The 22,799-nt window shown below is 54.7% G+C and carries 17 protein-coding genes and 2 tRNA genes; 6 read left to right on the forward strand and 13 right to left on the reverse strand.

Annotation, left to right across the window (positions count from 1 at the left end; all coding sequences use genetic code 11):
• Window positions 1-11: 11 nt before the first annotated feature.
• The 3 genes from thrS to NO887_RS06925 all read right to left on the reverse strand — a co-directional run bounded on the left by thrS (window position 12) and on the right by NO887_RS06925 (window position 3,149).
• Window positions 12-1,997: a threonine--tRNA ligase gene (gene thrS, locus NO887_RS06915; protein ID WP_256417745.1), complete on the reverse strand. Its 1,986-nt coding sequence runs from the start codon at window positions 1,995-1,997 to the stop codon at window positions 12-14.
• 55 nt (window positions 1,998-2,052) lie between these two features.
• On the reverse strand, window positions 2,053-2,475 hold the full coding sequence (locus tag NO887_RS06920; protein WP_256417746.1) for a CoA-binding protein: 423 nt from the start codon (window positions 2,473-2,475) through the stop codon (window positions 2,053-2,055).
• Window positions 2,476-2,546: 71 nt separating this feature from the next.
• Entirely contained in the window at window positions 2,547-3,149 is a 603-nt protein-coding gene (locus NO887_RS06925) for an RAD55 family ATPase (protein WP_256417747.1), read from the reverse strand.
• A gap of 211 nt (window positions 3,150-3,360) precedes the next feature.
• Here NO887_RS06925 and NO887_RS06930 point away from each other — a divergent pair.
• A tRNA-Arg gene (locus NO887_RS06930) sits at window positions 3,361-3,435 on the forward strand.
• Window positions 3,436-3,928: 493 nt separating this feature from the next.
• Here the strand turns inward: NO887_RS06930 and NO887_RS06935 are convergent.
• From NO887_RS06935 to NO887_RS06945, 3 genes are all read right to left on the reverse strand, one after another.
• Complete coding sequence (locus NO887_RS06935) at window positions 3,929-4,936, reverse strand: tyrosine-type recombinase/integrase (RefSeq protein WP_256417748.1); 1,008 nt, start codon at window positions 4,934-4,936, stop codon at window positions 3,929-3,931.
• Between the two features lie 58 nt (window positions 4,937-4,994).
• On the reverse strand, window positions 4,995-5,369 hold the full coding sequence (locus tag NO887_RS06940; RefSeq protein ID WP_256417749.1) for a hypothetical protein: 375 nt from the start codon (window positions 5,367-5,369) through the stop codon (window positions 4,995-4,997).
• Window positions 5,370-5,582: 213 nt separating this feature from the next.
• Complete coding sequence (locus NO887_RS06945; RefSeq protein WP_256417750.1) at window positions 5,583-5,765, reverse strand: hypothetical protein; 183 nt, start codon at window positions 5,763-5,765, stop codon at window positions 5,583-5,585.
• A gap of 55 nt (window positions 5,766-5,820) precedes the next feature.
• Between NO887_RS06945 and NO887_RS06950 the strand changes: the two genes are divergently transcribed.
• Window positions 5,821-6,963 carry a DUF8102 family protein gene (locus NO887_RS06950; protein ID WP_465262000.1) on the forward strand — a complete coding sequence of 381 codons (1,143 nt, stop codon included), beginning with the start codon at window positions 5,821-5,823 and terminating at the stop codon, window positions 6,961-6,963.
• A 429-nt stretch (window positions 6,964-7,392) separates the two neighbouring features.
• Here the strand turns inward: NO887_RS06950 and NO887_RS06955 are convergent, their stop codons facing one another.
• Complete coding sequence (locus NO887_RS06955) at window positions 7,393-10,227, reverse strand: helix-hairpin-helix domain-containing protein (protein ID WP_256417752.1); 2,835 nt, start codon at window positions 10,225-10,227, stop codon at window positions 7,393-7,395.
• A 287-nt stretch (window positions 10,228-10,514) separates the two neighbouring features.
• On the opposite strand from NO887_RS06955, the gene NO887_RS06960 reads away from it, so the two are divergent.
• The 3 genes from NO887_RS06960 (at window position 10,515) to NO887_RS06970 (ending at window position 12,344) form a co-directional block, all read left to right on the forward strand.
• The gene (locus NO887_RS06960) at window positions 10,515-11,108 is read left to right on the forward strand and encodes a site-specific integrase (RefSeq protein ID WP_256417753.1); all 594 of its coding nucleotides are present in this window, start codon (window positions 10,515-10,517) and stop codon (window positions 11,106-11,108) included.
• A gap of 167 nt (window positions 11,109-11,275) precedes the next feature.
• Window positions 11,276-11,863, forward strand: a complete 588-nt coding sequence (locus NO887_RS06965) for a nucleotidyltransferase domain-containing protein (protein WP_345780159.1) — start codon at window positions 11,276-11,278, stop codon at window positions 11,861-11,863.
• Complete coding sequence (locus NO887_RS06970) at window positions 11,856-12,344, forward strand: DUF8154 family protein (protein ID WP_256417755.1); 489 nt, start codon at window positions 11,856-11,858, stop codon at window positions 12,342-12,344. Before NO887_RS06965 ends, NO887_RS06970 begins: the two co-directional genes overlap by 8 nt.
• A gap of 819 nt (window positions 12,345-13,163) precedes the next feature.
• On the opposite strand, the gene NO887_RS06975 is transcribed toward NO887_RS06970, so the two are convergent.
• A complete protein-coding gene (locus NO887_RS06975) occupies window positions 13,164-14,501 on the reverse strand; it encodes a restriction endonuclease (RefSeq protein ID WP_256417756.1) in 1,338 nt (445 codons plus the stop codon).
• 289 nt (window positions 14,502-14,790) lie between these two features.
• Here NO887_RS06975 and NO887_RS06980 point away from each other — a divergent pair, with 289 nt between their 5' ends.
• Window positions 14,791-17,694 (forward strand): N-6 DNA methylase, encoded by a 2,904-nt coding sequence (locus NO887_RS06980; RefSeq protein WP_256417757.1) that lies wholly within the window; start codon window positions 14,791-14,793, stop codon window positions 17,692-17,694.
• A gap of 47 nt (window positions 17,695-17,741) precedes the next feature.
• Here the strand turns inward: NO887_RS06980 and NO887_RS06985 are convergent, their stop codons facing one another.
• The 5 genes from NO887_RS06985 to NO887_RS07005 form a co-directional block, all read right to left on the reverse strand.
• Window positions 17,742-18,578, reverse strand: a complete 837-nt coding sequence (locus NO887_RS06985; RefSeq protein ID WP_256417758.1) for a hypothetical protein — start codon at window positions 18,576-18,578, stop codon at window positions 17,742-17,744.
• Window positions 18,579-18,812: 234 nt separating this feature from the next.
• Window positions 18,813-19,046 carry a UPF0058 family protein gene (locus NO887_RS06990; RefSeq protein ID WP_256417759.1) on the reverse strand — a complete coding sequence of 78 codons (234 nt, stop codon included), beginning with the start codon at window positions 19,044-19,046 and terminating at the stop codon, window positions 18,813-18,815.
• A 369-nt stretch (window positions 19,047-19,415) separates the two neighbouring features.
• Entirely contained in the window at window positions 19,416-21,542 is a 2,127-nt protein-coding gene (locus tag NO887_RS06995) for a DUF7845 domain-containing protein (RefSeq protein WP_256417761.1), read from the reverse strand.
• A 523-nt stretch (window positions 21,543-22,065) separates the two neighbouring features.
• Window positions 22,066-22,137: transfer RNA gene (locus tag NO887_RS07000), tRNA-Ala, on the reverse strand.
• 84 nt (window positions 22,138-22,221) lie between these two features.
• Window positions 22,222-22,731 carry an SRPBCC family protein gene (locus tag NO887_RS07005; RefSeq protein WP_256417762.1) on the reverse strand — a complete coding sequence of 170 codons (510 nt, stop codon included), beginning with the start codon at window positions 22,729-22,731 and terminating at the stop codon, window positions 22,222-22,224.
• Between the last annotated feature and the right edge of the window lie 68 nt (window positions 22,732-22,799).

Raw genomic sequence — 22,799 nt, forward strand, 5'->3', positions numbered from 1 at the left:
GGCGGCAGGTCCTAGGCGGCGTCGACGAAGTCCGGACGGGTCCGTTTCTCGTCGCGTTCGTCGGTGAGGTGATCGACGAAGGTGTCGACGTCGACGTCGCCGCGCTGGTTCTCGAAGCGGTCGCGCACGGAGACAGTCCCCGCCTCCGCCTCGTCGTCGCCGACAACGACCATGTACGGGAGCCGGTCGTCGTGGCCGGCGCGGATCTTGCGGCCGACCGTCCAGTCGCGGTCTTCGACCTCGACGCGGAAGCCGGCGTCTTCCAGATCGTTTTTCACGCGGTGCGCGTAGCCGAGCGTCTCGTCGGAGACGGGGAGAATACGAACCTGCTTTGGCGCGAGCCACAGCGGGAAGTCGCCGTCGAAGTGCTCGATGAGCACCATGAAGAAGCGCTCGTAGCTGCCGTACAGCGCCCGGTGGATCATCACCGGCTGGTGCTCTTCGTTGTCCTCGCCGGTATACGTGAGATCGAACCGTTCGGGCATGTTGAAGTCGAGTTGGACGGTCGGACCGTCCCAAACGCGACCCAGCGCGTCCTCGAAGCCAAAGTCGATCTTCGGTCCGTAAAAGGCTCCGTCGCCCGGCTCGACGTCGTAGTCGTAGCCCCCCGATTCGAGCACGTCGCGGAGCTGTTCTTCCGCCGACTCCCAGATCTCGTCGCCGCCGACGGATTTGTCCGGGCGGGTCGCCAGCGCGACCTCGACCTCCAGATCCAGCGTCTCGACGACCTCGAAGATCATCTCGATCACTGATTCGATCTCCTGTCGGATCTGGTCCGGCCGCACGAACAGGTGGCCGTCGTCGATGGTGAACGACCATACCCGCGAGAGCCCGGAGAGTTCGCCGCGCTGCTCTTTCCGGTACACCTTCCCGTTCTCGAAGTAGCGCTGCGGGAGGTCGCGGTACGACCACGACTGCTGGTCGAAAATCGTCGCGTGGCCCGGGCAGTTCATCGGCTTCAGCCCGTACTCCTCGTCGTTGACATCGAGGAGGAACATGTCGTCTTTGTAGTTCTCGTAGTGACCCGACTTCTTCCACAGCTCGGTCCGGAACACGTGTGGCGTCTCGACCTCTTCGTAGCCGTGATCGCGGTTGAGCTCGTTCGCGAAGTCCGACAGCTCGCGGAGCACGGTCTTGCCCGGTGGGTGGTATAAGGGGAGGCCGGGACCGGTCACGGTCGGGATCGAAAAGAGGTTCATCTCTTGGCCGATCTTCCGGTGGTCGCGCTCTTTGGCCTGCTCGCGCATCTCCAAGTGCTCTTCGAGGTCGGACTCCGAAGCGAACGCCGTGCCGTACACCCGAGTGAGGGTGTCGTTGTCCTCGTCACCGCGCCAGTAGGCGGCCGACACCTCAAGCAGAGTCGCCGCGCCGATCTCGCCGGTCGAGTCGACGTGCGGCCCCTGACAGAGATCCTGCCAGCCGTCCTGCACGTAGAAGGTGACCTCCTCGTCGTCGGCCTCTTCCTCCAGAATCTGTCGTTTGTACTCGTTGTCAGCGTAGATCGCTTTCGCCTCCTCCCGGCTCCTGACGACCCGCTCGATGTCGTAGTCGGCCGCGATGATTTCATCCATCTCGGCTTCGATCGCGTCGAGGTCGTCCTCGTCGAGGTCGACATCGGTCACGTCGTAGTAGAACCCCTCGTCGGTCGGTGGACCGATCGTGAGCGTCGCCTCGGAGTGGAGTCGCTGGAGCGCCTGCGCGAAGACGTGCGCGGCGGAGTGACGCAGTACCGTGAGGTACTCGTCGGACTGATCCGTGACGATCTCGATCTGCGCGCCGTCGTGGACCGCGGCGTGTTTCTCGACGAGTTCGCCGTCGATCTTCCCCGCCACGGTGTCGCGGCCGAGTCCGGGCCCGATCTCGTAGGCGACGTCTTCGACCGTCGCTCCCGCCGGAACGTCGAGTTCTGATCCATCCGGGAGGACGACCGTCACCGCGGCGTCGTCGGCCTCCACATCGGTCTCGCTCATACCTCCTCGAAGCCGGACGAGCGGCATAAGTGTGTTCGATTCGCTGTTTCGACCGAACACGCGGTGTCCCCTCGTCTCGCGATTAGCTGCGCAGCCGTTCGTGTTCCACCTTCATGCATCGGTCCTGCACCACGTCGATCCCGTCAGCTTCCGCCTCAGCTGCCGCCTCGTCGTGGCTGATCCCGAGTTGGAGCCAGACCGTGCCGGCGTCGCCCCGTTCGGCGTGACGATCCCGCACAGCCGCGACGATCTCCGGAACCTCGTCGCTCGGGCGGAACACGTCGACGATATCGATCTCGACTGGCACGTCCCCGAGCGTGTCGTACACGGTCTCGCCGAGGATCTCGTCAGCAAAGGGGTTCACCGGAACCACGCGGTAGCCCTGTCGCTGGAGATACGCCGGCACCTCGTGGGCGGCCTTCCCGGGCGACGACGAACAGCCGATGACGGCGATCGTGTCGGCATCGAACACGGCGTCGAGCGCGGCATCGTCAGTGATAGGCATGCGTCGGACTACGCGCCGGCACACCGTAAAACATCCTCCGGATCGCCTCGAATCGTCCCCGAATTCCTGTCTCAGGCGAGTCGGATCTCGGGTTCCTCGTCTTCCGAGAGTGTAATAACGCCGTCGAAGAGCTGCTTTATCGTGTTCATTTCCTTATCGTCGTGTGCGGTCGAATCAATGCTGAACAGCCCGAGTCCGTTCACGCTCTGGATCCGACCGGTGAACACGTGGAGAAAGCGGAACACGGTCTGTAAGTCCGAGTACATCAACAGCGTCGACAGCGAGTGAACCATCACGCGGTTTCGGTCGATGCCGCGGTCGCCGAACGCCTGTAGGAACTCGGAGAGCTTGATACCGATTCCCGTCATGTCGACGGGCGACGACGCGTACTTAATCCGGTCCGACTCTCCCGGGTCGCTGACGCCCTGTTGGCGGGTGACGCAGTCGATGACGGCGACGGGCTTGCCGTCGTAGGACGTGCGTTTAGCGTAGTCTTTCAATACGCGGTCGCCGCTGTCTTTCGTCGTGACGATGATAGCACCGTCGCCACTGTCAGTTCCTTCCGCCAACATGTCCAACATTAGCGACCGCTTGCCGCTCAGGGGTGGTCCCGTCAACAGGATATTCGTGCCGAGTTCTACCTCCTCCTCGAAGTGAGGACTCAGGTCATACATAGGCACACCTCAGAGATGGCTGCAGAAATTCGGGCCGCTCATTCGGCTGTGACGCCATACGACCAAGACACATCTAACTACAGAAACAATACCCAGTACGAATAATATTCTTTTTGATCGCCCACGATGAGTAAGACCGACTGATGTCGTTCGGAACGGATCCGCACAGAATCGCGGGACTTAACACGGTCACAAAATGAACCGAATACAGGGGCGCTTAGCTCAGTCTGGATAGAGTGCTTGGCTTCGGACCAAGTTGTCGCGGGTTCAAATCCTGCAGCGCCCATCTGAAATAAACCTTCTTCAGAGCAAATGCGAATACTCTCCTAGAGCACACAATACGCCTGTTTTCGTCCTTTTTGGGATTTCAGAATTTCCTCAAAAGCTTGCGCTAAACCCGTCTCTGAAAACGCCCCCTTCACGTCACCCGATTCTCTCCGCAAATCGGGGTGATCTGCGATGAGTTTGGGCTATCGATCGACTGAGAAATATCTATCCACTGTTAATAGCGCCGGTACACGTGCTGTAAACTGCGGGATCCAGTGAGCAGAGCCAACGTGACCACGCTCAGTACAGTGATGCGTCGCTCGCGATACTGATCGCGACGAAAAAACATGGACTCGCGGGGGTCTCGTGAGCGAAGCGAACGAGACCAAGCGGGGAAACGAGACGAACGAAGTGAGTCGAGTGGACTCGCGGGGGCTTGCTCAATACGGGTGCCTGCCGAGGCTATGGTAGAAGACGCACCGTTTCCGCGTGGAGTGGAGTGTATCATCCGACTACATCCCCTCTATGAAGTCACGGCGAATCTGCATTTTTTCGCGCTCAGTACGCTCGTCGTAGTGCTGATCAAGGATCTCCTTCGACACGTTCGATCGGTCAGTAACGACCTCCTGGGGCGTCCCAGTTCGCAAGTGCTGCGTGATCGATCCACGACGGATGTCGTGTGGAGAGTGAGACGAGGGACAACCAGCCCGCTGACTGTGCTGTCTCCATTTACACGTCTCTGGCTCCTTGTCGTGTGGACACTCACCGATTTCGCACGGCTGGGTGAGACGGTAGATCGTTTCCCGGATCGATGGGTCACTGAGTCGGCCGTACTGGCTGGTGATGAGAGGACGCCGACCGTGATCGTCAGTTGCTTCTTGACGATTGTGGTCGATGTAGTCCTGAATCACGTCGCAGTAGTGTGGACCCACCGCGATTGAACGCTCCGCAGCCTGTTTGTTTTTCAACGGAGTATCCGATTCCGGCTGATGCCGTAAGTCGAGACACTGCTGCTCCGGATCGAAGTTCTCGACGTCGAACGTTCGCAGGCTCCCGAGTCGGATCCCTGTGTGCCAGAGAAGAGCCATGATGACATGGTCTCGGCTGGCGTACGAGAACCGCTCAAGATGATCAAGGATCTCTTCGGCCCGATTGGCCTCAAGAAACACGTCACGAGCTTCTTCGCCCGAATCGATATCGGGAAGTTTGACGCGCTCTCTCAGCCCGGGCTCGACAGCCTCAATAGACGCACAGAATTCGAGGAAGACCCGAAACGTTTGGAGCTCACCTTGGAGAGTAACTGGCTGGATGTCTTTACTTCTCCAAGTGCGGTAGCGATGGAGATCTCTGCCAGTCAAGGCGTTCATCTCCTCGATTTCGTATTCGGTACAGAACTCAAGGAACCGTTCCAGCCGATAACCCTGGTTCTGATGTGACTTCTCAGAGAGGTCCGACTCTCGCTCAGCGAGATACCACTCCACGGCCTCGGCAGGCGTCGTAGGTTCGAGGTTCTCGCTCATAGGACCTCTTCTGTCCTGAACCTCGGAACCCTCAAAGGTACTTCGGCGTCCGTCAGCTTCACTCATCCTCCACCCCAGTGTGGTTCGACGGAATATCCGGCTCGTGGAAAAGCTCGTTTAGTGACTTCGAGCGGGTTCCCTCCCGTTTTTCCGTCCACTCTGCAGCTCTTTCGATGAGGTGTAGAATTGTTGTGGCCTCATCGAGCTGTTTGATGGCGTCGTCGAGCTCTCGGAATTCATCAGAGAGGAGAACGGATCGGATTTCTCCGTTCTCACCCTTCCGACGCTCTTGGACGTTTGCGATTCGCGCGAGCGCGTCTTCTGCGTCCTTCGTTGCGGACCAGTAGAGCTCTTCCTCACCCTCGGTGAGGGTATTGGCGTATGGGTAGTCGTAGTCGATGCGTTCGCGGTGAACGTTGGTGTCGATTTGCATTCGTTCGGTGTGTCGCCGATTTCGGGTCCGGCGAACCCGGAGCGAACGCGGGTGAGGAAAACGCATTTACCGTACGCCTGCGAAGGTAGGCATACGGAGCGCCGTTCACCGGTTCGCTCCTGATTGGTCGCTTCGACGCGTTGGGGATTGGTTTAGGGCCTTCCCCCCGCGTCATTCGATTCTTCTTAGCGAGTCACGACTCAGGGACCCCAGTTAGTTCTTCGCCTCGTCTGGGTCGTACTGCGTGACCATATTACGGAGGAGATCGTCGTAGGTTTCTCCACCGCGCTTCTGGGCTTTGACTAGCTCACGTGTCGCGCGTGAGACTGGGATTCTGGTATCGGTCGTCATTGCTGGGTCGTGATCGGCCGCCTTTGTGGCAGCGTTGATAGACATGATACACCCCGGTAAATATATTTCCACTGAGTAGTAATGATGAAATGACTTTACTATGTCGTCTGCAACAGATCGGCCTCGAGGGTTTCTCACACCGGCAGATAGGGAATTCTTGATCGGACTCAAGGAGTACGATCATAAACAACAGTATTCGAATCGTCGACAGGATATCCGAGAACGAACGGCGAACGCTCTCCTTGATTTTTCTCTTCTCCAGTACTCACTTCGGGATCGAGACCGAAAACGGATCTTTCAGAGTCCAGCTGAGGAAGCCGGTGTCGAGGAGGTACAGTTTCAGGAGAGCATTCAGTCGATGCTCTATTGGACATATCTAGGCCTCAAGGAGCAACGATACGACTTTGAAGGACTCCTAGTACGGGCCATCGAAGAGGCTGAGAAGGATTTTGCTCGGAAGTATTTCGGTGAAACCGTTGAGATCTCCGTGAGCTTCGACGTTGATGTCATCCGTTCACACGACATTGATACACTCATTACTCAGATCGAGTCGGGAGGTCCAGTTCCGGCAAATCGGCTTTACGATTTACTTCAATTATCGAAGGGCGTCCCGATCGATGTTGACGATTTGAGTACGCTTCGTGTCTGGTTCAAATCGGGGTATCCCGACGGGGAGAAAGCTGTTCTTGAGACCCTTTTCTCGGAGTATCTGGGCTCTGATATCGATATTGTTGACGCCCAAGCGAGAATCGATCCCAGCGAACTCGGAATCGAGAAAGAAGATGCGGTCATAGATTCCGACAGTTCATCGATTGATCCTTCCGAAATCAAGAATAAGCCGACTATAGACTACTCTCCTTCTGATGACACTATAGAGGAAATCAAGCAGGCTGAAATGGAACGGCGGATTCGACACGGAAAAGAAGACAAATCGGAGGACTCTACATCGATAACCGAGGGGGTCATCGACTCTATATTCGAAGAATCCGACAACGATTCTCGATCGATCTATACTGTTATCGAGAACGAGCCGATGCGGGAAAAGGATGTGACGCCCGAGAATGTTCTTGCACTCCTCGAAGGCGTTCGAGAGCAGCTTGTAAGTACTGAAGACGTGGCGGCAGCGTTTGGATGTAACCCCGATATTGCGCACAATGTACTCTCTGAAATCTCCGAACTGAAGGCGCAATCTGTGCTGGATACCCAACAGAGTCGTCTAGAGATTTGGACGTGGGTTCAATGATAATCTTAGTAGAACTTTTTTGTTTCTGAGTAGCCCATACAGTGACTTACGTAGACAATCTGCATCAGAAGCCCCTCCCTATCTCGTAGGACCAACTCTGTCTCCTCCTTCACATGGTCACGAACCCGTTCGAATCCACCGTCTCCAACTTTTACAGTGAGCGCGCGTACAATTGCGTCTAAGAGGTCGTCACGGTTCGAGTTCCCGATGCGCCGCACCCACGGCGGCCGGTCATGATATCCAATTGCGATAAATTCAACTAGTATCTGGAAACCGCATTAAATTAGTGAATGAGGCGTTCGACCTCAGGGCGTTTATGACCCATATCGAACGCCTCAGCGAAGGTGTCGAGTATAATGTATCTTCCCCAGGTACACACGGCTACAGCAGAGTGCAGGGAGAAGTCTCCCCATGACCTCAACAGAGCAATTATTTGGTATATTGAAGTAATTTCTCAGCAGTCACAGGACCAACCTGTGGGACAGAGGTCAGCTCAGACTTCGTTGCTTGACGCAAATCTTCGACAGTCTCGTATCCCGCATCTTCGAGTTCCGTGATGCTTCGGATACTGAGGCCAGCGATATATCTATCAAGCTCTTCGGTAGGTGTGTGCAGATTAATCGATGACTCAGCTGGAATGAGTTCAGCCTCGATTAACGCATTTTCCCAGGAACCGAAGCGATCGTAAATTGATGCTATACTCATTGTGCCATATTGATTCATGTCGTCCTCAGTTGGCAATTCTCCTAAGTCGTCTGCTAGTAATTTAATCGCATGCAACAAACGGGCTCGAGAATACACCGTATCTGTTCTCGTTGGACTCCTTTCAGTCGTCGTATTATTTGTTGCTGTGTTCACGCCCGAATTATCCGATGAGAGTGCGCTATCACAGGCTGCCTCCCACGAACCAAATCGGAGGACATAGGTAGAGACTGAAGTTTGACCTTCGGCGTTCATTTCATCGACAGTTGGCTTCCCTCCGACTACATCACTCACCCGTTCGAGTTCCTTGACGAGATCGATACCGAGGGGTGGATACCACATTGTTGGGATGTCTGTCCGATTTTCTGTTTCGAGCCCAGCCATGTTCGCCGCAGTTGTAAAGTCCTCATACTGCTCCTCGATAGTGGAGATGGAGATCTTGCCTGTATTCTCGTACAAATCCGGGATAATCTGAATGGGGGATCCTGATTCTGAGGCAATATCCCAAAGTGCCGAGGATATCTCTGTTCTCATTTCGCTGGACACAGTTGACGCACGACCGTTACACTCTGTTTCTGATTTAGAATTATCGTTGACTGCTGCGATAACGTTCTCAACGTTCCCAAACATCGAGATATACGTCTCTGGTGAGAACGGTGTCTTCTGTGCCAAGTGATACGGTGTGAGCTCACCCGACACATCTTCTAGGTTAGGTACCTCCGATAGCAACCTCGCTCGGTATTTTTCAACCTCCTCAGGGCCGTAGCTTTTGCTGATATGCTCCGGCCCCGCATTTCTCGCTGCAGTCCACGCCTTTCGCATTGACCCGAATCTATCTGTAATAACTTCAGTCTCGTATGCTAAGAGATGAGAGAGAACTTCTTCTGGCGGTCTCGCTCCAAATTCTTGTTCTAGACGGTACAAGTCGGCGGTCAAAACATCGCGAGCGTACTCGGTTGGTTCGTCAGTGCGCACACCAGCACAGTCGACAGCTGTGTTGAACTCGCCGAACGCAGCGATATACGAAGTTGAGGTACGGTCAGTCCACGTATCGATGGTGGTCTCAGTAGGATTCTGACCAGTTTGCACAGCACATCTCTCGAGAGTCAAGAGAAGAGAGCCAAAGATATCTTTGCGCTGAGTCGGCCGCATCGCTGACCAATCATCAGCATCGGAGGTAGAACAGTTCACAACATCCTCCCATGACCCAAACCTCAAGAGATACGTTTGCGGAGAGTATGCCCCAAGAATTTCGACATCAAGTGGTCGCGGAATACTACCCGTCTCGTCTGTGACACGGTCAAGATCATCCAACAATACCGTGTCACTACCCAGTCCTTCGTCAATACGAAGCTGATCTTCGAAGGTGAGGCCTGCAGCATCACTCGGAAATAGGTACTTGTCTTGGTTCTGCGGTTGACGATAGGGCACGCCTGCAATCGTCGTTGTCAGTTTCCACGACCCGAACTTATTGAAGAGGGCGTACGGATCTATTATCTCCTCATCAAGGACAGTCTCGAACGACGGAACCGGAGTTGTCTCTGTTATTGTCTCGAATGTCTTGCGAACGTCGTCTATAGAGACTGCCCTCAATCCGGACATTTCCTGCTGTGGAGTTAGCCCCGCAGCTTCTACAGCAGTCTCCCATCGCGTAAATTCACTCTGGTACGTCTCAATGCTGTGAGGACTATGTGTATTAACCGCCTGAATCGTGTGATTCCCACCCGTCTGTTCGGATACTCGACGAAGATCGAGTGCAAGCAATAGCTTTGTGGAATTCTGGTAGTTGTTAGCCGAGATATCAGATGTTCGGTTCGCCGCTCTGAGAAGACTGCCCCAATTACCGAATCGGCGAATATAGGTTAGTTTTGAGTAGGGAGTGTACTCTGTGACCTCTTCCGGGAGCGGCGGTCTACCTAGACGGTCCCACAGGTCTACGTATCCCTCTAATAATGCATCTTTGGAGGTTGCAGAATACCCTCCTGACGGGATATCTGCACGATCCAACGCACTTTCCCAAGACTGGAAGTACGCACCATACTTCCGTAATGGGATGGTACCTGAGCGGAGGACATCTGTAGCCAAGGGAGGACGACCTAAGCTGTCTCTAAGAGTTCTCAGATGCTCACAAAGGCCATCCAACGTGTAGACTTCTCCAGATAGTCCTTCTTCAACGCGTTCGATGGCAGCTCTAAGTGAACCAAACTGTGCGACAAAATCCTCTAACTCGAATATTCCAAACTGTTGAATCTCTGTGTCGTTGGGTCGTCGCCCTACCGAGCTCAGTATCAAATATAGGTCTTTTAGTAGATCATTGTGCGAGGGTGGGTCCCGTTGCTGAGGAGAGCCTTGGTCGACAGGTGATGTCGGGAACGGGACCGTCTGTTCACTGATCCCAGCTGCGTTACGAGCCTCTGCCAGTGATCCAAATCTGGATTGATACACTGAGTCTGAGAACTCACCGTACCGCGATATTTCTCTCTTACATGGAGGATGTTCGAGTGCATCAGAAAGCCGCTGTAGTTCTTGGAGTAGAACATCATCTGTTAGAATATCATCCATCGCGTTGTTAGTTACTCAGATAGACTGCACATATAGTGTTCCTGCTACGCGGATATGTATGTTGAGTTCGTATTATATTGGTTACAGGTCACTGGATATGTTGGATTTTCAACAGAGTCAATGGTCAATATACAGGATTCCGTGAATGGCTGTTTTATCTGAGAAGGTAGAATGTTTAATCGAGTTATTGTATAACCCGATTACGAACTAGCCGTTGGACGGCACTAATCGGTGAAGTTGGCCTCAAGAAAACAAATCTATAACCGGGTTTACTATGATATCCGATTATGGTTCGCATCGACGACAGCGAGGACGTGACGAAGTGCTGGCTCTCCCCTGACGAACTGGACCAGCTGGAGCGAACAGCTGGGGAGAACGGGTGGGAGCGTGAGGTGGCGGTCCAGCTGATGGGTCGATGCGGACTCAGGGCGTCAGAAGTGAGCTATCCGAACGACAGCAACCTACGATACTCCGACGATGGTGACATCTGGCTCTTCGAGATCCAGGGGAAGAATACGAAAGGCGGGTCAAAGACAACACGCGACGCATGGATGCCTGACGACGTCGCCGAGGACATCCACAAATACAGCCGTGAACGAGACCTCAGCCTATCCGACCCGTGGGTCGACGCCAGTACCCCCTCTGTTCGTCGATGGGTTAAGGAAGCAGCTCACGCCGTTTCAGAGCAAACTGGCGACCCACGCTGGCAGTCAGTCTCGTCGCATGATCTCCGTCGGTCCTGGGCAACGTATCATCTCGTCGAGCGCCAAGTCGACGTCCGGACTATGATGAGTGTCGGTGGGTGGTCTGACTACTCTGCCATCGAGCCATACCTTGCAGAGCCGACCGAGACACGAATCGGAGAGGCAATGCGGACATAGAGACCGAACTAAGAGAGTTGCAATCCAGCACGTCGTAATTGGACCAGTTCACCGCCAGAGTTTTCATTCTGTTTCCTAATAGGAATTCTATGCCTAATAAGAAAGATTCTATCTCAATAGAGTTGCAGTATCCGTTTCCGGAGGATCGGGTATTCCGCTACCAAGCAATGCAGGACGTTCTCGACGTTCTCATCGATCAACCGTATGCGACGTACTCGATGAGCGAGCTTGCGAATCTTACAGGGGCAAATCAAGGGACGATCTCAAAGGCGGTCAGGCTGCTTTCCGATCTCGACGTCATCGAAACAGCACAGGACGGACGAACCCAGCAGGTCCGGATCAACCGTGACCGGCTCACGAAACCGGACCCGATTCTCTCGATCCCGCAGGGCGAGTTTCACCAACCGGTTCGGGCGTTTCTGCAACAACTCCAGGACGAGTTGGATGAGTTAGTCGGAGTCGTCCTGTTCGGAAGCGTCGCTCGGGGGGAAGCAGATAGGACCAGCGACATCGACTTATTGGTGATTGTCGACGAAGATAGAACTGCAGCTCGCCGGACTGTTCAGTCGGTCGTTAGTGATCTCGAAGACCAACGGTTCGAGGGGAACCGGTACACGTACCAGCCGCTCGTCGAATCGACGGACAGCGTCCAACGAATTGGTGACCAACTCCGTCCCCAGTTCAACGACGGGATTACCTTGGTGGGCTCTGATCAACTCTCCGAGCTCCGGACCGAGGTGTACGCCGATGAATAACGATATCCGAGACCAATTGGTGGAGGCCGAGCGGACCTTCGAGGGTAGTCCCGGAACGATCGAGGAGGGACTGGACGTCGACGACGCAGAGTTAGTCCAACTTCGCCGTGCCTGCCGGCTATTGGAGGTCGGATCGAACCTCCTCGACCAAGGGTACTACACGGTCGTGATCGAGTCGGCGTTCGTCGCCATCGAGCGCACTATCCAGTTTCGGTTGATCCACGACGGGGCCATGTCCGCCGCGGAGGTCATCAGCAGCCACCGACGGCTCTACCAACGTGGTGCCGAGATTGGCCTCTACGACGACGCGTTTGGAGAGGACCTTGCCGAGCTGTGGAACCGGAATCGAACGAAGACCTACTACAGGCTCGGGATCGCGACGAAGGAACAGGCCGAGGCGATGTACCGGCTCGCCGACGACATCCACCGGCACCTCGTCGATATGACTCGGGTGTCACACGAGTGTCTCTGTCGGGGGTGATGGGTACTCCACGAGTAGATAGGCCGGCACTGAGGACTGGGAGAGCCGGGAAGAAAACAGGAGCTCGACAGTGAGGAAGATCCCCGGTGGAAGTAAATCCGATCTATCCGTAGAACCGGAATCTCGCTCGGCCAGAACGTCGAAATTCGGATTTGGAGATACGGGTACAGCCGTTGGGGGACTCGGGAGGGAGTCTCCCCGGCTCATCGGAAGGAATTGGTCGGGTAATGGCCGAAAGCTGGCAGGCTTCAGTGAGCAACACATGAACGGGTCGGCGAATAACCCCGTTCCGTCGTGAGAATCGCCTTTCTCGCCGGGCGAAATAGCTGTATTCGTTTTCGGGAGGGTAGGGACTATTCCCTATCGACGGGGGTGAAATGGTTGAAAACCGACCCCTCGACCCCGGTAATCGCCGGGGACTCTCCGGTGACGACGAAGATCGCCTTTGTTTCAAACGTTGCGAATTATTCTATCGGCTAAACCCCTATTTTCGCCGGGCGAAACGACCGTATCTGGATTATGCAGGCCGGGGCTCGTCACCTATTAAGCGGGTCCAGTTGGTCGGGGATTCCTCCAATACCACTGGCAGTTGGTCGGGGTGATTGGGTGTCAGTCAAACACGGCTCGTGATACCGGGTTCTATCGGATGAACGGCCTTTTCTGTCGGGCAAAACGTCCGAATTCGGTTCGATGCATGCCTCCCCAACGTCCCGGATCGGCCATATGTTCGGGGGATCGGTTGGAAGTCATCAGCAACCGATGTGCCCGAGATATCGACGTAACAGACTGGCACAAATAGAACGGGCCGGAAGCCTCAACCTATTCTTTCTCCCTTGGTGGTTGCACGACCTCCCCAAGCGACCGGACCAACTGCACCCCATTCTCGTAGTCGGTGGTGGCCCGATACCCCTCCTCGTCCTGTTCGACGACCCCCACAGTGGGGTGGGCGAGGAGCTGGAGGGCGGACCGGATCTCCTCGGTGGTCGGGATGTCGTCGGAGTCCTCCATGCCTACGACGATCCATCGGACGTCCTCCGCCGTCTCCACGGGGCCGTCAGCGCGTTTGAGGGCCCGAATGACCGCGAGGAGGGTCTCCCCGGCGTCGGTACGGTCCTGAATAGATTCGTCGAGGAGGTCGAGCCTATCATCTTGGAAGGCCCCGGAGCGAGTCAGGAGAGCAAGGGTCTCCTCCGGGGGAACGGCGTATCGGTCCCGGCGGTCGAGGAGCTCGACGAGGTCGTCGACGGCGAGGGTAGTCAGGTCGGTCGTCTCGGCGTTGTCGATGACCTTCGGGGCGAATCCGGGGGCAACCACGATAGCATGGTCGGCCCCTCGTTGGCGGCGATGCTTGTCCACATTGGTGACCTCAAGGGAGTTGACTCGCCCGTTACCCCGAGCCTTAACTTCGACAACGACGTGTTCCGGGGATCGGATCTCCACATCGGTGTCACCCCCTCCCTCGATCCAGTCGGCGGTACACCCCAGCTGGGAGAAGGCCTTCGCGACGAGTTTTTCGAACTCCTCGTGGGCGGTTCCGTCCGTGCTGGCCGCACGGAGTTGGTTGGCGAGGTCGGGGGTTGGTCCGTCGTCCTCGTCGTCTTCGTCGTCGACAGGGTGGACACGCTCGCCGGCATCGGTCAAGTCGGCGATGGCGGTCTCAACCGACTCCTCCCCGGCGAGTTGGTCGAGGCGCTTGTCGGCGACTCGGGTAAACCCCTGGGGACGGTAGGTCTCGTCGTAGCCGACGAGCTCGTTGAACTCCTCGATGTCGACTTCGACCTCCTCGACATCAGTGAGGAAGGTCATGTATTCCCAAGGGCTCTCATCGTCCCATCGGCCGTGGTTGACGTTCTCCTTCCAGAGGTACTCCGCGAGGTTGGGGTCGTGCCGCAGTTGAAGGACTTGACCCCTCGCGATGAACTCTCCATCATGGTAGACGAGAACGATGTCGTTGCGCTCGACGTTCCGCCACGCACCGTCTACCGAGGTGCCCCAAACATGGACGAGATCTTCGTCAGATGTTGTCCGAAACAGTTCGAGGTCATCCTCACTGAGATAGGACTCGATGTCGTCAATCGGATGCCCGTCTCGGACGAACCGCTTGTAGTCCTCGAAAGCGTCGTCGCGACCAGCGGGGAGAATCACGATTCCGGTCATACCACATCGATAATCGTATTCGGATTTCAAATAGGTGATCTATTCTGATACGGTCCAAAACATACACTCTCGCTCCGAGACTTACCAACGACACCACCAAGACTAATCACTCGAAAAACATTCTTATCACGCATCTCTAATATAGTTCCATCAACGAAAACAAAGGAATCCGTCATGCTGAACTTGTCCTCTTCATTCACATTACAGTACGTTGAAACGGTATGATCGAAGTGTATCTGTGGGTTCTGGGATGTTAACCTTCATATCCTTCCGTTGATACAGATTGGCTATGCCAGCGGAATTTGAGTTTCACGCTCGCCTGTTTTCATCGTTCAAAGACTACATAAATGAAAACGAATCTGACTTCAATGAGCCAATAGGAGAAGAAAAAACGAAAACAGGATTCATCGACATCTATCTTCCATCCAATCTTCGGGAGGGCGTTGTTATCGAAGTGAAACGTGGCGATATTGATCCCCACTCGTACGAAGTGGTTAAGCAGGGTCATCGATACGCCCGAGACAAAGGCGTTGAGCTGTTCGCGACCGCGAACGAAAACGACGTGTTCCTCTTCCGGAGAACCGAAACCGCAACCAGTATCACGGAACTTGACCGGAAGCACTATGATTTGAGAAATCTCTCGCTAGAACAGTTTTTCGAGCAGTTTTTAGAAGATATCAAGGAACTACAGGAAGGCAGGGGACGGGTATTCCAGTTCGACGATCTGATTGTTAGCCGGCTACGTAGTTTCCATACCAGTATTTATCCGACGTATCAGGAGCTGATTGAACGGGAGTTCAACGAGAACGAACACTTCGAAGAGCAGCTTGTTGAGTGGGCTCGGGAGAACGATTATCCGTTCGAGTATCCCGGCGTGGAGCGGACGTTCAAGCTTGCTGCACAGCAATACGCGTATCTGTTGATGAATCGTGTCGTGTTTTACGAGCTCGTCCGGGAACAAGACGTGGATACAGAGAGCGGGTTCCCGTTAAATCAGATATATGGCGGCGTTTCAGTCGATAAACTCGATCAGCATCTGGAAGACTGCTTCCAGTCAATTATGGAGGAGATCGACTACGAAGCGATCTTCAAGAATGACAGCGAGTTCTTCAAACAAATCCCTGAGAACGATCTCACCCGGACACGACTCCATTCGTTCACTCGGAGTATCGAGGAGGAGCCGTTACGAGATATCAGCGTTGACGTGGCCGGACAAATCTACCAGGAGCTCATCCCCGTCGAAGAGCGGAAAGAACTCGGTCAATTTTACACACCAGATGAGATCGGATCTATTCTCTCTAACTGGGCGATCCAGTCAAGCAACGATCGATTTCTCGATCCGTGTAGTGGATCCGGCTCAATCACCGTGGAGGCATATAAACGGATGGAGGAACTGGATGGGCTCTCCCACGAAGAAATCATCCGGAATATTACCGCAGTGGATATCAACAAATTCCCGCTACACCTCACTGCACTGAACCTCGCGACGAGAAATATTCACCAACCCACGAATGAGCTGTTTGCATATCATGCAGACTTCTTCGATCTCGATCCCGACACAATGCGGTTCGAGAGTAGCCGCCTCGGTGTTCGCGGCGAGGAAGCAGACGGATCTAACGAACCGATCGGAAAGTTCGATGCAACAGCAGCTAATCCCCCATACGTCCGCCAAGAGTATCTCTACCCGAATCGAGACCACTTCCGAGAACACCTGAAAGAGTTTGGTCCGAGCTCAAAACAGGTATACTACGATGGGGAGAAAGAAATCGACGGACGAAGTGACCTCTATTGCTATTTCCTCACCCACATCACAAGTTTCCTCCGTGAGGGAGGACGACTGGCTTGGATCATTCCAACAAAATGGATGGTTGCTGACTACGGCCCCAGTCTTCAGCAGTTCCTCTTCGATCACTACAAGGTAGAAGCCGTTGTCGGATTTCGGAAACGTGTTTTCGAGAGCGCTCTCGTCGATACAGTGTTGCTAATGATCGAACGGTGTGAAGACCCGGAAGAGCGGAAAAACACAGAAACGAACTTTGTCCGAATTAACAGCCCGATCGATCCAGATGACGCGATCCGTGTTATCGATCGAGATTATGCCATTCCGGATGACTCGTTCATGAAGATTCACAGTAGGCCGAACTATCGGACTATTTCAGTCGATCAATCGTATTTGATGGAGAATGTCGAGGAGAAACTTCATCACTATATTAACGCGCCAGCACTATATACGGCCGTTCTCGAACATAACAACACAATTCCGCTATCAGACGTAGCGGATATAACCCGTGGAAAAAAGACGGGAGCAAATCCAATTTTCATTCTCGACGAGGACGAGATCAGGTCACGAAACATCGAAGATGAGTTCCTACGCCCTGCAATCAAGAGCGTAAAAGAAGTTGACGGATTTGAGCATACTCCCGATGACGCCACAAAGTGGATGCTTGATATGAACAATTATGTTAACGACATCATGTCGACATCGGGATTCGGTGAAACCAGCGACCTGGAAGACCGAGTCTTACAATCGCTCCGTACCGATGGATACGATGGCGTCCTCTCGTATTTACAGTGGGCCGACAATCAGTCGTCGCGGACAAACAAGTCAATCCAGAACTATAATCCTTGGTTCAATATGGGATCGCTAGAAGACAAACTTACACCAATCATCTGTCCACAGGCAATGGACACCCGATTGTTCTTCTTCAAAACGAACCAAGATATAGTTCCCAGTAATCGATTCCTCTTGGTGAAGCCGCATGGGGACGCTGAGCTTCTTCTCGGGTTGCTCAATTCAAGTATCACTAAGATCGTTATCGAAAGCCACGGAAGAGTCACGGGTGGCGGCGCAATTAACCTCTCTGGGTCTGATCTCCGTTCGCTACGAGTACTCAACCCTAATTCTCTCTCTGATAGACAAGCGTCGAAGGTGAAGAATGGATTCGAGAAAATGACGAATGGAAATGGAGAGGGACTGAATGATATTGATGAGGTGTTTATCAACGCTCTCAATCTTGACGTGACAACGGAGGAGGTTCAGCAGATGGCTGAAACGATCAAACAGGCACGCCGCACTAAAGGCCAAGAAGTGGAACCGCTCATTCAGGAGCTTGACGAACTAGAAGGACAAATTGAGATGGCGTTCCAAGATAATAGTCCTCAGCAACAGGGACTTTCGGAGTTTAGTGGCTAACTAGGTCGAAAACCCCCTCTAGTAACAAAGCAAACTCTGTTAGATAATCATAAATCAAGTAGCTGTTGTTTTGCGTCCTCGGCAGACAAATAGTCCAGATCGAAATCCAACCAAGTGCGGGCATCTGATTCATCGGGCGGGTCCGAAACAGAACTAGAGTGAGAATTTCGGGAGAGATTGCCATAATATCCGACCCCTGTATCATCATTTAGTCTCTCCATCGGGTGATGGATCATAATCGCTTCAGTGCCACTCCGTGAAGCAGAGTCAGCTAAGAGGAAGTAATTACGACGGTCTTCGTAGAATGGCCACCAATCTTCGACTGATCCAGGCCAGTCACTCCGTTTAATTTCGACTTGACCGAGAGCGGTTCCATTTCCATCGCCGACCAAGATATCGACATCGATTACTGAGTATTGAATCGGCATGTTATTTCGGACCCAGTTTTGAACCGGCGTTACTGATCGGTTGATGTTTTTACTTGTCTCCCCAGCTGGAAGAGATGTTCCCATAATATCTTGAAGTTCACCTTCGAGATCATCAAGTCCGACAAATTGAGTCGATCCTGTTAGTGAATTTCCGTTAGGACTTATTTGCCCAACCTCCGCTTCCCCTCTAAGGCTTCGCCAGTCAGCTCTCGCCTCACCAATCCAGATAAGTGGCACTTCTGCTCTCTCTGCGAGGTCTGAGGCGCATTCTAAACGAGTAACTGGTGGATCCCTTGATCCGCTTGGATTGAAAGATTCCCAATCATCTGGCCAATGAATCGAGATTCCTTTTAGATCTACATCACCATCATCACGTATTCCCCACAGTTGAATCTCATGTCCTACTGATGAAACGTGTAATCCATCTTGTGTGTATTGGATAAATTCGTCATCCATATTTCAATAAAAGAATATCCTATGTGATTAATCTGTTGACAAACTAATGTCAAACCAGAGTATTCGCTAGTGGTTACAATATCAGGGTGAAAATTCCTAATCCTCTGATATCTCAAGCGGTAGAGATGGGATTATTCAGTAACTAGCAGGAAAAAATGGATGTTAAATCTCAGAGCTTAATCGAAAACTGTTGGTACTGATTGTGTCGAAGTTATCGGTACGTCAGCAGAAATTTCAGTCAGCAGTAGGAGCGAGAGGCTCGGACTGCTCTTCTTCCATCGGCTCTGTAATCCCCCCGGTTAGCTTGAAAACAGCGGCTTTGTGGTCGGTCTTCGATTTGTGAATGGATGTTGGTTTGACGCCGAGTTCCTCGTAGGCATCCAGGTCAATATCTTCGTCCCAGAATTCACACTGCTTTCGTACTTCTGCGAGGAGGCCGTGAAGGTGGATAAGCTCCTGCTTCTTCATGAGTACCAATCCTTTGCTACCGGAGGTTTATATTATTATCCTGAGTCACGTTACCACACATTGGATTCACCAATTTGAATCGTACTTGCAAGTAACTATTACACGGCGCGCCGAGTCAGGCGCGCCGACCCCCGCGTTTCTGCTGTAATCTGTCGAGCGAAGCGAGACAGTGGTTTACTCCAGTGGCTCCTTAGCCACACACGTAACTGAGAGTTGGGTACCCCACATCGAAGTTACGCCGGTGGGAAAAACCGTGCAGTCGCTCAGGGATCAGATCATCGACGAAGCACTCGCGAACACCGCGAGAAAGCAGCAAAAAGAACCGCTAAATGCCTGGATCGATAGTGATGCCTCTCACGAGTCCCCGAGCTAGCCGGGGGTTCCTAACGCGTCGGCAAAGTGACTGGGTTCGTATACACGACCGTCGATGAGGGTGATCTTTGGCGCGAACTCGAACGCGAACTTCCGAAACTTCTCGCCCGTTACCTTCGACCACTGGCTCGCCCCACTCCGGAGAAGCCGACGGGCCTCAGCGAGGGAATCGGGCTGGAAACCGATGTCGAGCTGATCGGGATCAACGCCTTCCGTCCGACTGATCTCTCCGCCGTATCTGTCGAGCCAGCGACTCCACGGGTCGTCGTCACCGCCGTGAGCCTCTGCTCTGGTGAGCCCGTCAAGCGTGTTCTCAAGACCGGACTTGATGCTGTTCGACACCGAGTCGATGTAGCCCGTCAGTTCCTGGGCAATGTACTTCGACCCGATTTGAACCTCTCCGTAGGTATGATCCACGAGCGGCGAGAGCCGCTTGAGAGCGCGATAGACGGTGTCGAGATGAACACCGATGGAATGGGCCAACTCCTTCGGCGACGTCTCTCCGCCGTCCGTGAGCAGCGTCTCGACCAGCTCCGTGTCCGTCTCGTTCATCTGTGTCGCCGTCCCGAAGATCTGGTCGTCTTGTTTGGTCTCTATTCGCGGCAGACGGTCGGGAAGGATCTTCCGCCACCGTCGAGATCCGGTTACCTCGAAGTAGTCGTCGTCGACGAACATCTGGCCGTCCGGACGGGTCGGAATGCTCGACCAGTTGAGAACGTTCAACAGCGCCTCGTCGAGTTCCGTGACGAGCGTGTCGAGGTCTTTCCAGTACAGCGTGTCGTCGTGGATCGAGTTCTGGAAGGAGACGCCAATCTTCGGATTTTCGAGCGCTGTCCCCTCGACTGCGTCGGGGTTTCGCATGTGGTAGTGCTTGAACTCTTTCGCTAGGTCATGGCTGCCGACTAACTTGCCGGCACGACGCGAGTCGATAGTCGCAGTATGGTAGTGACCAGGGCACTCCCGGTCGTCACGAACCGACTTCGTGTACCCTTCGCGGTCGCCGGCGAGCAACAAAGAGATCTCGTGAAGCGTCCCGTCGTACGCGATGACCTCACCGGTCTCCCCTTTGAGCACTCTGACGTATAGCTCCGCGTCAACGATGTTCGACGACTTGTGGAGCCGATCCTCGTCGAAGTCCGCCGGATAGATGGGCGTCGGACTGTTGAATCGGAAACCCTGGCGCGTCGCGAGCGCATCAAGCGACTGCCGGAGCACCGTCGGGTACTGTTCGAAGTTCCAGTATGACCCCTCAACCTCGACGTCGTACCCCTCCAAGTCGTAGGGGTTGGACATCGCTCTGTTCCCCTGCTTTGTCTCGATGTCTGGCCACCGAGGAGAGATTCGGAAGTACGCGCGCTTCCGAGCTTCTGACTTGGCAGCACCCCACGAGTCGTACCCCCTCGGATAGACATACACGAGGTACTCCCGGACCTCATCGAGTTGGAAATTCTCGGCAGCGCGTGGGGCAAGACCGGAGGATTTGAATCCGAATTCAACGTTCCACTCGGTCCCGTCAATTTCGGCCGTCGTCCTGAGTCGCCCGTGCTGCTCGAAGTCGTGCTCTCCCTGGAGGGAGCGCAGGCCAAAGTACGATCGGAGCGGATTATCGAGGTCCTCACAGTTCCATTTGAGATATGCGTGGAACTCGTGGGGCTGCGGGTCGATGAACGTACGGGCGAAGTGCTCATCGTCAGAGTCGGCTTCCTCGGTGGCCTCGTCAGTGTCGGTCGTGTCCGCCTCGCTCTGTTCTCCGGAACGCTTCTCGGCGCGCTGGTACGCCTCACATGTCTTGAGATGGTGGGTCGAGTCGTCGTCCCGGGTATGCGTCTCTCGGCAGTATCGACACTGTGAGACTACTTCAGTGTCGCACCTGCCCTCGTGCCTCACCGCGATACGGTGCTGTTTGAATTTACACCGACAGAACCGACATCTGGCGATGTATCGGGGGTTAACGGTTCGTTGCCGTGACTCCGTGAATGTGGTTGAGTTGGCTGTCGTATCCGCATCTGCACGGAGTGCGTCCGCTTCTGTTTGTTCGACCGATGTTTGGACAGAGTCTGTCCGGTCGTCAGTAACTGCCTCGGCCTCTTCGAGCTGCCCGAAGAGGTCATCCGAGTCGGTCATCGCGACCACCTCCGTATGGAAGGTGCGCATGTATCCGTCCCAGTGTGATCCCGTCCGGCGCGATCTCTCGCGCCGTAACGTTCAACACACCCCAAGGAGAGGTTACACACGCCAGACCACCTCCGTTTGTGGAGCTGGTCGGCGTTCAATCGGTACGTCTGAACACGTACACCCACCGGCGCGGGCAACTGCCTTGGAACAGTTTGGAGCCCGCGCGGGTTGGTTTCGGGTCACGGCTGACACCTCCCATCCTCGAGCGCCGCGCAGCGCTGTCTCGGATGTTCGATCTCGCAGCCGCAGAACTCACAGATGAGCAGGAGGCCCTCTGCCGGGTCGATATGACCCGTCATAATGACCACCGCTGCTCACCGTAGAGATCGCTAGCGGGCGACGACCCGCCTAAGCGGTTCTTATGAACTCCCTTTTTGCAGGGAGTGGTTGTCAGCCCAGAAAGTGCGAATCCGGCCGCTAGAAGCGTCCTACCTTGCGGTGAAGAACACTGGTTACGGCGAGAAAACGGTAGTGGACTCGCGGGGATTTGAACCCCGGGCCTTCCCCGTGCCAGGGGGATGATCTACCACTGATCTACGAGCCCTCGTACGCATCCGTTCGTTCCCCGGTGAATATATTAAGGCCTTCGACTCGACAGCGAGGGCGACCTGCTGCGGTCGCCGCACCGTCAGATCCGTTCGGAATCCACATACACGTCGAGGTCGACATCGCGGGTCGATCCCTCTAGGTCGCGTACGGCCCGCTCGACGACGCGCTCGGCCTCGCCGCGGATGAGCGGAACCGCCTTCGCGAGCACCCAGTCGAACGAGACGAGCCGAGGGAGATCGAGCGCGTCGGGGCTGGCGGAGTCGGGATCGAACTCGACTTCCAGCGCAACCTCACAGGAGTCGCCGTTCGGCGTGATGCGCCAGCAGCCGCCCGCGTCGATGTCCTTCGTAATCTGCCAGTCGATTCGCTCCGGTGGTTCAACGTCCGTCACCGTGGAGTGAGCGGTGTACGTGAGCTTCCACCACGCGAACGTCAGCGCGTAGCGGGTCCCCGGCCCGCCGTCGCCCGCCGCGGTCCGCACGTCGCGGAGGTACTCCGTGTAGCGGGCATACCGCGGAAAGTCGAGCAAGAACTCGTACACGTTCTTGGGATCGGCGTACACGGTCGTTCGCACGACGAGTTCGTCCACACTCTCACTGGGCGCTGCATCCTGTTAAATCCGCTCGTCGCGGGCGTGTACACCCGCGTAGCCGGGGT

It is taken from the genome of Halorubrum laminariae, from assembly GCF_024494655.1.
GTDB lineage: Archaea > Halobacteriota > Halobacteria > Halobacteriales > Haloferacaceae > Halorubrum > Halorubrum laminariae.

Bases quoted from the DNA above. Each gene is read 5' to 3' on its own strand.
- thrS (WP_256417745.1), bottom strand. From the start codon at position 1,997: ATGCCGCTCGTCCGGCTTCGAGGAGGTATGAGCGAGACCGATGTGGAG.
- NO887_RS06920 (WP_256417746.1), bottom strand. From the start codon at position 2,475: ATGCCTATCACTGACGATGCCGCGCTCGACGCCGTGTTCGATGCCGAC.
- NO887_RS06925 (WP_256417747.1), bottom strand. From the start codon at position 3,149: ATGTATGACCTGAGTCCTCACTTCGAGGAGGAGGTAGAACTCGGCACG.
- NO887_RS06935 (WP_256417748.1), bottom strand. From the start codon at position 4,936: ATGAGCGAGAACCTCGAACCTACGACGCCTGCCGAGGCCGTGGAGTGG.
- NO887_RS06940 (WP_256417749.1), bottom strand. From the start codon at position 5,369: ATGCAAATCGACACCAACGTTCACCGCGAACGCATCGACTACGACTAC.
- NO887_RS06945 (WP_256417750.1), bottom strand. From the start codon at position 5,765: ATGTCTATCAACGCTGCCACAAAGGCGGCCGATCACGACCCAGCAATG.
- NO887_RS06950 (WP_465262000.1), top strand. From the start codon at position 5,821: ATGTCGTCTGCAACAGATCGGCCTCGAGGGTTTCTCACACCGGCAGAT.
- NO887_RS06955 (WP_256417752.1), bottom strand. From the start codon at position 10,227: ATGGATGATATTCTAACAGATGATGTTCTACTCCAAGAACTACAGCGG.
- NO887_RS06960 (WP_256417753.1), top strand. From the start codon at position 10,515: ATGGTTCGCATCGACGACAGCGAGGACGTGACGAAGTGCTGGCTCTCC.
- NO887_RS06965 (WP_345780159.1), top strand. From the start codon at position 11,276: ATGCAGGACGTTCTCGACGTTCTCATCGATCAACCGTATGCGACGTAC.
- NO887_RS06970 (WP_256417755.1), top strand. From the start codon at position 11,856: ATGAATAACGATATCCGAGACCAATTGGTGGAGGCCGAGCGGACCTTC.
- NO887_RS06975 (WP_256417756.1), bottom strand. From the start codon at position 14,501: ATGACCGGAATCGTGATTCTCCCCGCTGGTCGCGACGACGCTTTCGAG.
- NO887_RS06980 (WP_256417757.1), top strand. From the start codon at position 14,791: ATGCCAGCGGAATTTGAGTTTCACGCTCGCCTGTTTTCATCGTTCAAA.
- NO887_RS06985 (WP_256417758.1), bottom strand. From the start codon at position 18,578: ATGGATGACGAATTTATCCAATACACACAAGATGGATTACACGTTTCA.
- NO887_RS06990 (WP_256417759.1), bottom strand. From the start codon at position 19,046: ATGAAGAAGCAGGAGCTTATCCACCTTCACGGCCTCCTCGCAGAAGTA.
- NO887_RS06995 (WP_256417761.1), bottom strand. From the start codon at position 21,542: ATGACCGACTCGGATGACCTCTTCGGGCAGCTCGAAGAGGCCGAGGCA.